This window comes from Propionicicella superfundia DSM 22317, from assembly GCF_000423465.1.
Taxonomy (GTDB): Bacteria; Actinomycetota; Actinomycetes; order Propionibacteriales; family Propionibacteriaceae; genus Propionicicella; species Propionicicella superfundia.
The window spans coordinates 911,918-923,691 of the sequence record NZ_KE384020.1 but is presented as its reverse complement, the minus strand read 5'-3'; the positions used below and the strand labels follow the sequence as shown (position 1 = coordinate 923,691).

The following is an 11,774-nucleotide window of genomic DNA, read 5'->3' as shown; positions in this document are numbered from 1 at the left end:
GGCGGCGGTCGACGAGAACAGACGTCATGCTGGGTGGGTGAGGGTGTGGGATGCGACGCTCGACGTGCTGCTCGCCGGGCGGTGCGCCGGCTGTGGCGCGCCGGGACGAACCCTGTGTCCGGGATGCCGGTCGGCACTGGCCGGGGAGAGGCCGTGGCGTGTGGAGCTGCCGGTGCCTGTCGTCGCCGCGCATGAGTACCGCGATCCGGTGCGCGGGCTCGTCGTCGCGTACAAGGAGCGCGGCGCGTGGACTCTGGCCGGTCCGCTCGGACGGCGTCTGGCGATCGCTGCGGCGCGGGTATGGGGAGGTGCCGGTCCGCCGGCACCGCTGACCGTGGTGCCGGTCCCGTCGAGGGCCGAGGCCGTCCGGGAGCGCGGACTCGACACGACGCTGCACCTGTCGCGCATGGCCGTCGGGGTGCTGCGGCGGAGCACGGGTGTGCCCGTGCGGGTCGTCGCCGCGCTGCGCATCGCCGGACAGGTTGAGGACCAGGCGGGCCTGGACACGGCCGGGCGTCGCGCTAACGTCGCCGGCGCGTTTCGTGCGCGACCGCTGCCCGACGGTCTGCCCGCCGTCCTCGTGGACGACGTCTGCACCACCGGTGCGACGCTCGGCGAGGCCGTCCGTGCCGCACGTGCCGCCGGGTGGGACCCGCTCGGAGCGGCCGTTGTCGCGGCCGTCCGTCTCCGCAGCGACGCCTCTCGGTCCTGACCGCCGCAGAGCGGGACGCCGACGTGGGGGATGACGGAGGGGGTGGTGCCTGAGCACCACCCCCTCGAGCTTGCTGCGCGGTCTGTCAGAGAGCCGCCGCGTCGGTTTCGCCGGTGCGGACGCGGGTGACCGACTCGACGGGGACCACCCAGACCTTGCCGTCGCCGACCTGCCCGGTGCGGGCCCCTTCGACGATGGCCTCGACGACGGTGGGCACGTTGGCGTCGGTGCAGACGACCTCGATCTTGATCTTGCCGATGAAGTCGACGGTGTACTCGGCGCCCCGGTAGACCTCGGCGTGGCCGTGCTGGCGGGCGTATCCGCTGACCTCGGTGACGGTCATGCCTTGGATCCCCTTGCGGATCAGCGCCTTCTGCACGACATCGAGGTTGGACGGCTGGATGATGGCGGTGACCAGTTTCATGCGTTGCTCTTTTCGTCGGCCTTGCTGGCGCTGGGCGGGAGGTCGCCCGCCTCGAGGACGGTGGTGTGCTGGACACCACGGTAGGTGCCGTACCCGACGCTGGAGAGGATGTAGCCGTTCTCGGCGTGCTCAGCGAGGTCGATGCCGCTGCTCTCCTCGGCCGGCGTGACCCGGAAGCCGATCGTCATGTCGATGACCTTGCCGATCACCCAGGTGACGCAGAAGGAGTAGATCAGCACGGCGAACGCGCCCACGGCCTGCCGCCAGAGCTGGTCGAGACCGCCACCGTAGAACAGTCCGGCCACGCCGGCGCTGGAGGCCGGGTCGGCGACGAAGCCGATCATCAGCGTGCCGACGAGGCCACCGACGAGGTGGACGCCGACGACGTCGAGCGAGTCGTCATAGCCCAGCTTGTACTTCAGGCCGACGGCGTAGGCGCAGGCGACGCCTGCGAGGATGCCGATGAGGATGGCGCCGAGCGGACCGACCGAACCTGCCGCCGGGGTGATCCCGACGAGGCCTGCGACGATGCCGGATGCGGCGCCGAGGGATGTCGGATGGCCGTCGCGGACCTTCTCGACCACGAGCCAGGAGAGCATGGCGGCGGACGTCGCGACGAGCGTGTTGACCCAGGCGAGGGCTGCGCTGGCGTTCGCGGCGACCGCGGAGCCGGCGTTGAAGCCGAACCAGCCGAACCACAGGAGCGCGGCGCCGAGCATGACGAGCGTCAGGTTGTGCGGACGCATCGGCTTGGCTCCGAACCCGATCCGGGGACCGAGGACGAGAGCGAGCGCGAGGGCCGCGGCGCCTGCGTTGATGTGGATGGCCGTGCCGCCTGCGAAGTCGAGGGCCTGGATCTGGTTGGCGATCCACCCGCCGACGACGGAGCCGTCCTCGCTGCTGAACGCGAACACCCAGTGGGCGGCCGGGAAGTAGACCAGGGTGCCCCACACGATGGTGAAGACCGTCCAGGCGGTGAACTTGGCACGATCGGCGATCGCGCCGGACACGAGGGCCACCGTGATGATGGCGAAGGCGGACTGGAACGCGACAAAGGCCAAAGCGGGCACAGTGCCGGCAACGGCGTCCTCGGCCATCAGGCCCTTCAGGCCGAGGAACTCGAGCGGGTTCCCGATGATGCCGAGTCCTCCGACCGAGTTGCCGAAGGCGAGGCTGTAGCCGTACAGCACCCAGATCACGCCGATCGTGCCCATCGAGATGAAGCTCATCATCATGGTGTTGAGCACGCCCTTGGCGCGGACCATGCCGCCGTAGAAGAGGGCGAGGCCTGGGGTCATCAGCAGGACCAGTGCTGCGCTGGCCAGCACCCAGGCGGTGTCGCCGGAGTCAATCTCGAAAGCAATCATGGGGACGACTCTTGGGCATGGACGTTTCTCCGCTGTTGTTGCCCGGTTACGAGTGTGTTAGGGATTATTACAGCGATGTTATATCCCATAGTGGGAGCGGGATTGGGCTCTCGGCGGGCGTGTGGTCCGTCAGGCCAGTTGCAGACACCTGACCGCAGTCAGCAACGCCAGCAGGACGAACAGGCCGCCGAGCAGCAGCCACTGCAGGCGTGTGCGGTGCTCGCCGGTCCTCGGCGCGTAGACGATGATGGCCGTCGCCGCGGCGCCCGCCACAAGACCTCCGAGGTGTCCCTGCCACGAGATCTGGGCGAAGCCGGCGAAGGTGACAGCGAGGTTGACGCCGATCCACAACAGGATGCTGCGGAGATCGCCCTTGCCCCTGATCGTCAGGATGAGCAGTGCGCCGAGCAGGCCGAAGATCGCCCCTGACGCGCCGAGCGCGCTCGACTCGGGTGCGGCGAACCACATCACCGCGACCGATCCTCCGAACAGGGACAGCAGGTACAGCGCCACGAAGCGGACCCGGCCGAGGATCTGCTCGACGGTGGGCCCGATGAACCACAGCACGAGCATGTTGCTGAGGATGTGCCAGACCTCGATGTGCGCGAATCCCGCGGTGAGCAACTGCCAGACGGCTCCGTCGGCCACGCCGGGCGCCCAACTCGCCGCGCTCCCGAACTGTGCGCACTGCGCGGCGTCCACGCCGGGATAGTAGGTGTTGCCGGCAGCGCCGAGGCAGGTGCCGAGCGGACTGATCGCCAGCCAGTCCACCAATCGGCTGCCGGAGCCTCCGGTGAGGAGGATCGCCACCCAGACGGCGATATTGACCCCGATGAGGATCGAGGTCGTCGAGCGGCCGCCCGCCGAGCGGCGGCCGCCGAACGGCAACTCGTCGGCGCGGGACCGGCGGGAGCCCTCGGCGACGCAGACGGGGCACTGGTATCCGACGGGCGCCTCGACCATGCAGGCTCCGCAGATCGGACGCCCGCAGCGCTGGCAGAAGGTCAGAGCAGGTGTCTGCGGGTGCTGTGCGCAGCCGACGACGGGCTGGGCCGGTTCGTGGGTTGGCTGCACATCTCCACCGTACCGGTGTCTCCGGGAGCCCATCCTGGGGGGACTGCCTCGGCGTGGCGGGCCCGGACGCGCTGGTAAACGGACCCGCGCCTCACTAACGTTGGTGCATGGCACCATGTCCACGCCGTTCGGCTCGGAGTGGTGCCGTTTGGTTCTTCGACGTGCGGGACCCGGTCCCGCCGACCAAGGGAGGTTGAGATGGACGTCATCGTCACCGGGCGCCATTGCCAGATTCCTGAGGATCTGAGGGAGCGAATCACCGATCGACTGCAGTCGATCGAACGGCTCAAGGACCGCGTCATCCGGACGGAGGTCCAGATCACGGTCGACAAGAGCCGGCGCCCTGACCAGACCACGCAGGCCGAGATCACGCTCTACAGCAAGGGACCGGTCGTGCGTTCGGTGGCGATGGCCGACGACAAGGCGGTGGCGTTCGACCACGCGCTCGACAAGATGAAGTCGCAGTTGCGCAAGGCCTCCGACCGGCGCAAGACGCATCGCGGTCTGCGGATCTCGCACGTGCTGGACCTGCCGGCACCGCCGGCCGAGCCGGCTGCGGTCGATGCGCCGGAGGTCCGTAAGATCGCCGGGCTGGAGGTCGTCGGGGACGGTCCCCTCGTGGTGCGCGAGAAGCTCTTCAAGGCGACGCCGCTGACGCTGGCGCAGGCCCTGGACGAGATGGAGCTCGTCGGCCACGACTTCTTCCTGTACGTCGATGCCGACACCTCGCAGCCCAGCGTCGTGTACCGGCGGCGGGCCTACGACTACGGGGTCATCCACCTCGATCTGGAACGAGCGGCCGAGACGGGCTGAGGCGTCGCACACGAGCGACGTTCACCGAGGGCGAGAAGCTCGCGTAGCTACGCCCCGGCCGGGACGCTACCGGGGGACCGGTAGCGTCCCGGCCTTGGGGTAGCGGCCTGGCCCGGAGCGTAGCTACGCGCGGCCCTTTGGACTTCCTGATCTAGGAGGTGGGCACCGTGCTGTCGTCGGCCAGCAGGGCAGGCCAGGTCGCCGACAGCAGCCGGGCGGCACCGCAGTCCAGCAGCATCCGCGCCTGTGCGGGCGTGACGATGTCGCAGGCGGCCTCGATGCCGATCCCGGGCCCCGTGTGGTGGCGCATCAGTTCCACCGTGCGCGCCGGCCGATCCGCCGGCGCGCATCCGGTGGCCGTGACGAGCAGGTCCGGCCCGATGTCGGTCGCGATATCGCACACCTCGCGCACCTGGGCGTCGCTGAGAAGGGAAGCCTCGACGATGACCTTCGCCGCGGCACCGCCCGCCCGGCACGCGTCCACGACATGCTGCATCTCCGTCGCGACGTAGCCGCGGTTCCCCTCGCGCAGTTCGGTGAGGTTCACGACGTAGCCCACTTCGGTCGCGCCGTGGGCGAGGACGTGGTCGGTCTCCCACACCTTGGCCGCGATCGAGGACTGCCCGAGCGGAAACGCGACGACCGTCCCGACGCGGACCGGTGTGCCGGCGAGCCGGTATGCGCACAGCCCGACCTGGGCCGGGGTGACGGCGACCGCGGCGATCCCGTGGCGGACCGCGAGCCGGCAGAGTCGTTCGTGGTCGGCGAATGAGGCGGCGGCGCGCAGGAGCGAGGGCGTGAGAACGTCCGCGAGCACACGGGCGTCCGGGTTGTCCACCATGCCGCCTCCTCGGGGCGACAACTTACCGCCCCCGCCCGGCGGCCCGACGCCCTGCCCGGCCTGATCGATGCGCGCCACACGCACCCGGGGCGGACATGGGTCCGTTCGACCCGAGCCCCTAGGATGGGTGCGGCAGTCGCCGTAGCGGCGCACGAACAGGTGAGGAAGCGCACAGTGGGTTTGCTGGACAAGTTGATGCACGCCGGAGAGGGCCGGATCGTCAAGCGCCTCAGCAGGATCGCGACCGAGGTCAACTCGATCGAGGCCGACTTCGAAGAGATGAGCGACGACGAGTTGCGCGGCCAGACGGCTGCGTTCCGCGAGCGCCACGACAACGGCGAGAGCCTGGACTCCCTGTTGCCCGAAGCCTTCGGCACGGTGCGCGAGGCGAGCCGCCGCGTGCTCGGGAAACGACACTACGACGTCCAGATCATGGGTGGCGCGGCACTGCATCTCGGCAACATCGCGGAGATGAAGACCGGCGAGGGCAAGACGCTCGTGGCGGTCCTCGCCTCGTACCTCAACGCGCTGTCCGGCGACGGCGTTCACGTCGTGACGGTCAACGACTACCTCGCCAAGTTCCAGTCCGAGCAGATGGGGCGCATCCATCACTTCCTCGGCCAGGAGGTCGGTGCGATCCTGTCGCAGATGACACCTGCCGAGCGGCGCAAGATGTACGCCGCCGACGTCACCTACGGCACGAACAACGAGTTCGGCTTCGACTACCTGCGCGACAACATGGCTCTGGCGCTCGAGGACTGCGTGCAGCGAGGCCACAACTTCGCCATCGTCGACGAGGTCGACTCGATCCTCGTCGACGAGGCACGGACGCCGCTCATCATCTCCGGCCCGGCCGAGGAGAACTCCGAGTGGTACCCGGAGTTCGCGAAGCTCGCCCGGCGCCTCGTCCGGGACGTCCACTACGAGATCGAGGAGAAGAAGCGGACCATCTCGATCCTGGAGCCCGGGATCACGATGGTCGAGGAGCGTCTCGGCATCGAGAATCTGTACGAGTCGGCGAACACGCCGCTCATCTCCTACCTCAACAACGCGATCAAGGCCAAGGAGCTCTTCGCTCGCGACAAGGACTACGTCGTTCTCGACGGCGAGGTCCTCATCGTCGACGAGCACACGGGCCGCACGCTGCACGGCCGCCGGTACAACGAGGGCCTGCACCAGGCGCTGGAGGCCAAGGAAGGCGTCCAGATCCGCGACGAGAACCAGACGATGGCGACCATCACCCTCCAGAACTACTTCCGGATGTACAGCAAGCTCGCCGGGATGACCGGCACCGCGAAGACCGAGGAGTCGGAGTTCCAGAAGATCTACGGCCTGGGCGTCCTGCCGATCCCGACGAACAAGCCCATGATCCGCGAGGACGGCTCCGACCTCATCTACCGCACCGAGGACGCGAAGTTCGCGGCCATCATCGAGGACGTCGTCGAGCGGCACGAGGCCGGCCAGCCGATCCTGCTCGGCACCGCATCGGTCGGGAAATCGGAGATCATCAGCAGGCTGCTGAAGAAGGCCGGCGTCAAGCACGAGGTGCTGAACGCGAAGAACCATGCACGCGAGGCCGCGATCGTCGCCGTCGCGGGGCGCAGGAGTGCGGTCACGGTCGCCACCAACATGGCCGGCCGCGGCACCGACATCATCCTCGGCGGCAACCCCGAGTTCCTCGCCGACGCCGAGATCCGGTCGCGCGGGATCGACCCGGTCGAGCACGCTGACGAGTACGAGGCGCTGTGGCCCGAGGTGATGGAGCAGATCGAGGAGCAGGTCGCGGCGGAGCACGACGAGGTCGTGGCCCTGGGCGGGCTGTACGTGGTCGCCTCCGAGCGGCACGAATCGCGCCGGATCGACAACCAGTTGCGCGGCCGTTCCGGCCGGCAGGGCGACCCGGGCGAGAGCCGGTTCTACCTCTCGCTGGAGGACGACCTCATGCGGCTGTTCAAGTCCGAGGTCATCGAGTGGGTCGTCACGGCCCTGCGCATCCCCGACGACGTGCCGATCGAGCACAAGCGGGTGAGCACGGCCGTCCAGCAGGCCCAGGAGCAGGTCGAGGCGCAGAACTTCGAGATGCGCAAGAACGTGCTCCGGTACGACGACGTCATGAACCGGCAGCGGCACGCGATCTACGGGGATCGTCGCAAGGTGCTCGAGGGCGAGGATGTCTCCGAGCAGCTTCGCACGGCGGTCCGCACCGTGGTCGAGGGTGTCGTCCGTAACCACACCGAGGGCTTCGTCGAGGACTGGGACCTGTCCGCCCTGTGGACGGACATGAGGACGCTCTACCCGGTCGGGCTGGAGGTGGCCGACTACGAGGAGGGCGAGATCTCGCAGGAAGGCCTCGTGGAGGACTTCGTCGCCGACGCCGAGCGCGCCTACGACGCCCGCGAGGAGGCGCTCGGCGCCGACACGATGCGAGAGCTGGAGCGGCGCGTCCTGCTCACCGTCCTCGACCGCAAGTGGCGCGACCACCTGTACGAGATGGACTACCTGCGCGAGGGCATCGGTCTGCGGGCGATGGCGCAGCGCGATCCGCTCGTCGAGTACCAGCGCGAGGGTGGCCTCATGTTCAACAACATGATGGACGCTTTCATGGAGGAGGTCGTCGGCTTCCTGTTCAACATCCAGGTGCAGGTCGACCAGCCGCCCGTCGTGGCACCTGCCGGGGATGTCGCCGACGTCAAGGTCGCACTGTCCGACGTCGCCGGCGGTGAGGAGGCGCTCGCGGCCGCGGCCGTGATCGGCGCCGACCGCTCCGTGCGGGCCGGCGCCGGCGACACGCGGGTGGCGACGCAGGACGACAAGCAGAGCAGGCGCACCGCCCGCGACGGTGAGGCACGTCCCCTCCTCAAGGCGAAGGGCCTGGAGGCCAGGCCGACGCGTGCGTTGTCCTACTCGGCTCCCGACGAGTCGGGCCAGGCCATGTCGAGCGCCTCCGACGGCGGCAAGGGAGCCAACGCCTACGCGGGCACGCCGCGGAACGCTCCGTGCCCCTGTGGCTCGGGCAAGAAGTACAAGCTCTGCCACGGCCGGCCGGGCGCCTGACGGGCGTCGCCGGGAACCGGGTTCGGGTGGTCCTCGAACCCGGCGGGCAGCGTTCGGTCATGTGCAATCCGTGCGTTCATCGGAACCCTGCGGACCCCTGTGCTCGCACACCTGTTGCTCATGTGAGCGAGGTCTGCGCATCGGGTGGCTCCGGTCGTTCGCGAGACACATTCTGGACGCAGCTACAGCTATTCGTCATCACGAAGGAGTGATCAGGTATGACGCAGACCGCTGCGACAGCGAAGCGGGAACAGGCTCTCCAGTCCGTATCGGCCGGGTATGACGTCGCGATCGTCGGTGCCGGGGTGAACGGCGCGGGCATCGCCTGGGAGTGCGCGCTCCGCGGAATGCGCGTCCTGCTCGTCGACAAGGGCGACATCGGCTCGGGGACCTCGTCGTGGTCGAGCAAGATGATCCACGGCGGGTTGAAGTATCTCGAGAAGTACGACGTCCCGCTGGTGCGGGAATCGCTGCGGGAGCGCGAGTGGCTGCTCCGGGCCGCCCCGCATCTGGTGCGTGAGCTGCGGTTCCTGCTGCCGTTCTACAAGTCCAACGCGCACTCGGCGAACATCCTGCGCCTGGGCATGATCGCCTACGACGTCCTGTCCTTCGACAAGTCCGTGCGCCGCTTCGAGCTGCTGTCGCCCGAGAAGATCCTCGAGCGCGAGCCCAGCCTCAACCCCGAGGGGCTGCAGGGGGCGGCCTACTACTCCGACGCGCAGGTGAACTACGCCGAGCGGATGAGCTACGAGATCTCCCTCGCGGCCGAGCGGGCGGGCGCCACGGTCATCACCTACGCGAAGGCGGTGCAACTCGGACGGACCGGAGCGCGGGCGACGTCGCTGGTCATTCGCGACGAGCTCAGCGGCACCGAGTACACCGCGCCCGCGCGGGTCGTCGTCAACGCGGCCGGGCCCTGGATCGATGAGGTCTGGACCCAGGACGACATCAGCCTGCCGCGGATGAACGGCGGGACGAAGGGCACGCACCTCGTCCTCAATCCGTTCCCCGGCGCGCCGCACGACGCCTTCTACTACGAGTCGCAGGCCGACGGCCGGCCGATGATGGTGATCCCGTGGCTGGACCGGTACCTGATCGGGTCCACCGACCTCCGCTTCACCGGCGATCTCGACATGGCCTCGGCGACGCCCGACGAGTACGAGTACATCCTGCGCGAGACGAACTGGGTCATTCCCGAGGCGCACCTCACCAATGCGAACGTCTCGTACGCGTTCACCGGCGTCCGGCCCCTTCCGTTCGCCGAAGGCGACGTCGCCGACATCACCCGGCGCCACGACATCCGTGACCACGCGCCCGACATCCCCGGCCTGTACACCCTGGTCGGCGGCAAGCTGACCACGTTCCGGCAGGTCGGCGAGGACTTCGCGGACATCTTCTGCAAGCAGTTCGGGCTCCGCCGCAAGTCGATCACGCACAAGCTGCCGCTGCCGGGCGGCGGCGAGCCGAACCTCGGCCGGCTCCGGGTGGCGCTGCAGCCGTCCGGCCTTCCGCAGCATCTCATCGACCGCGTCGTCGACATGTACGGGACGCGCTCCCTCGACCTGGTCCAGTTCATCACGTCGGACAAGGGCAACTCGGAGATGGTCGACGAGGCGTTCGGCCTCACCGTCGGCGAGGTGCGGTGGGCCGCCGAGGTCGAGAACGCGCACCGGCTGGCCGACATCATGTGCCGCCGCACGATGATCGGTCTTGAGAACCATCTGGGGCGTCCCATGGTCGATCGCGTCGCGGCCATCGCCGGCACCTCCCTCGGATGGGACAATGCCCGCATCGAGGAGGAGCTGGCCGACTACGAGCGCTACCTGACCCGCTTCGTCCCGCTCTCCTGAACATCTGAACACCGCGCCGAGCACTGGGGCAGTCGTCGACGACTGTCCCAGTTCGGCACATTCCCGCACAGAACAGGTTTCGCCCGTTTCCGATCAACAAGGAGATATACACATGAGCAAGGACGCTCTGGAACTCGTCGCCGGTGTGGACATCGGCCTGACCGGCATGAAGGTGGTCGCCTTCGACCTCGAGGGAAACATCGTCGCATCGGCATCGGCACCGTCGCCGCAGAATCTGCCCAAGCCGTACTGGATCGAGCGTGACGGCCACGACTACTGGGATGCCTTCGGCGGGATGTGCCGCGAGCTGAACGCGAAGATCGCCGAGCTTGGCGGCAAGGTCATCAGCATCGGCATCAGCGCCCACGGTGACGGCGCCTGGCTCATCGACGACCAGTTCAACCCGACCCGCCCCGGCATCCTCTCCCTGGACTCCCGCGCGATCGACACCGCGGCCAAGCTGATGGACGAGCACAAGGACGACCTCATGCGGGTCACCGGCCAGGGCGTCGTCCCGGCATCCACCGGCGCGGTGCTGAAGTGGATCGCCGACAACGAGCCGGAGGCCATCGAGAAGGCCAGTTGGTTCGTGGCGGCGAAGGACTTCCTGCGGATCTGGCTGACCGGCGAGGTCGGCACGGACCTGACCGAGGCGTCCACGGCGTTCTGCAACGTCCGCACCCAGGACTACGACGACGAGGCGTTCGAGATCTACGGCCTGGATGTGCTGCGCGACAAGGCGCCGCAGATCGACGCCTGCACGAAGGTCGTGGGCACGGTCATCGATCTCGCGTCGCGGCACACGGGCTTCCCTGTGGGAACGCCTGTCGTCGCCGGATGCCATGACGTCGACGCGGGTGCCATCGGTGCGGGCGCCGTGGCGCCGGGTCACCTCGCCGTCATGGCCGGGACGTGGAGCATCAACGAGGTCATCACCGACAAGCCGACGGTCGGCGACGGCTGGCTGGCGCGCAGCTTCGTCGAGAAGGGCCTGTGGATGAACATGTCGATCTCGCCGGCCTCGTCGGCGAACCTCGAATGGTTCATCAACACGCTGTGCGCGGCCGAGGCCGATGCGGCCCGGCGCGAGGGTCGCAGCCCGTACGCGTTCGTCGACGAGGAGGTCGGGCAGACCAAGGACAGCGACCAGCCTGCCTACTTCGTGCCGTTCCTGTACGGAAACCCGTACGGCATCGACGCATCGGCCGTGTTCTCGGGCCTGCGGGCCTGGCATACCCGCGGCAACATCCTGCGGGCGATCTACGAGGGGATCGCGTTCACCCACAAGATCCACTGCGACTGGCTGATCGATGCGATCGACGTCACCGAGGTTCGCGTGGTCGGCGGTGTCTCGAACTCGAAGATCTGGCCGCAGTACTTCGCGGACTCGCTGAACAAGCCGATCCTGATCCCCGAGGTGAAGGAGGGCGGCGCGCTCGGCACCGCGATGCTGGCCGCCGTGGGCGCGGGTGCGTTCTCGGATCTGACGGCCGCCGCGGCCGCGATGGGATCGGTGTCACGGCAGATCGACCCGACGCCGGCCGGTGTCGAGCTGATGGCCGCGCGGTACGAGGCATTCACGCAGCAGGTCGACCTGCAGAAGCCGTGGTGGGCGGCGAACAAGTAGTCCGGCTCGACG

9 protein-coding genes and 1 pseudogene are annotated in these 11,774 nt (G+C 68.5%); 5 read left to right on the top strand and 5 right to left on the bottom strand.

Features of this window, described 5'->3' with window-relative positions; all coding sequences use genetic code 11:
• The first annotated feature begins 37 nt into the window (after positions 1–37).
• Positions 38–712: a ComF family protein gene (locus G555_RS0109380; protein WP_084635003.1), complete on the top strand. Its 675-nt coding sequence runs from the start codon at positions 38–40 to the stop codon at positions 710–712.
• Between the two features lie 85 nt (positions 713–797).
• Here G555_RS0109380 and G555_RS0109375 read toward each other — a convergent pair whose 3' ends face one another.
• The 4 genes and pseudogenes from G555_RS0109375 to G555_RS23395 all read right to left on the bottom strand — a co-directional run.
• Positions 798–1,136 (bottom strand): P-II family nitrogen regulator, encoded by a 339-nt coding sequence (locus G555_RS0109375; protein WP_028708681.1) that lies wholly within the window; start codon positions 1,134–1,136, stop codon positions 798–800.
• Positions 1,133–2,503, bottom strand: coding sequence for an ammonium transporter (locus G555_RS0109370; RefSeq protein WP_028708680.1), 1,371 nt, complete (start codon positions 2,501–2,503; stop codon positions 1,133–1,135). Before G555_RS0109370 ends, G555_RS0109375 begins: the two co-directional genes overlap by 4 nt.
• 129 nt (positions 2,504–2,632) lie before the next feature.
• Positions 2,633–3,466, bottom strand: a complete 834-nt coding sequence (locus G555_RS0109365; RefSeq protein ID WP_051208629.1) for a rhomboid family intramembrane serine protease — start codon at positions 3,464–3,466, stop codon at positions 2,633–2,635.
• A gap of 3 nt (positions 3,467–3,469) precedes the next feature.
• A pseudogene (locus tag G555_RS23395) lies at positions 3,470–3,610 on the bottom strand (B-box zinc finger protein); the annotation flags it as partial.
• A 165-nt stretch (positions 3,611–3,775) separates the two neighbouring features.
• Here G555_RS23395 and hpf point away from each other — a divergent pair.
• On the top strand, positions 3,776–4,390 hold the full coding sequence (gene hpf, locus G555_RS0109360) for a ribosome hibernation-promoting factor, HPF/YfiA family (RefSeq protein ID WP_028708678.1): 615 nt from the start codon (positions 3,776–3,778) through the stop codon (positions 4,388–4,390).
• Between the two features lie 151 nt (positions 4,391–4,541).
• Here the strand turns inward: hpf and deoC are convergent, their stop codons facing one another.
• Positions 4,542–5,231, bottom strand: coding sequence for a deoxyribose-phosphate aldolase (gene deoC, locus G555_RS19005; protein ID WP_051208628.1), 690 nt, complete (start codon positions 5,229–5,231; stop codon positions 4,542–4,544).
• Positions 5,232–5,426: 195 nt separating this feature from the next.
• Between deoC and secA the strand changes: the two genes are divergently transcribed.
• The 3 genes from secA to G555_RS0109340 all read left to right on the top strand — a co-directional run bounded on the left by secA (position 5,427) and on the right by G555_RS0109340 (position 11,762).
• A complete protein-coding gene (gene secA / locus G555_RS19000; RefSeq protein WP_483823588.1) occupies positions 5,427–8,285 on the top strand; it encodes a preprotein translocase subunit SecA in 2,859 nt (952 codons plus the stop codon).
• A 218-nt stretch (positions 8,286–8,503) separates the two neighbouring features.
• Positions 8,504–10,135 carry a glycerol-3-phosphate dehydrogenase/oxidase gene (locus G555_RS18995; protein ID WP_051208626.1) on the top strand — a complete coding sequence of 544 codons (1,632 nt, stop codon included), beginning with the start codon at positions 8,504–8,506 and terminating at the stop codon, positions 10,133–10,135.
• Positions 10,136–10,247: 112 nt separating this feature from the next.
• Positions 10,248–11,762, top strand: a complete 1,515-nt coding sequence (locus tag G555_RS0109340) for an FGGY-family carbohydrate kinase (RefSeq protein WP_036921724.1) — start codon at positions 10,248–10,250, stop codon at positions 11,760–11,762.
• Positions 11,763–11,774 lie beyond the last annotated feature (12 nt).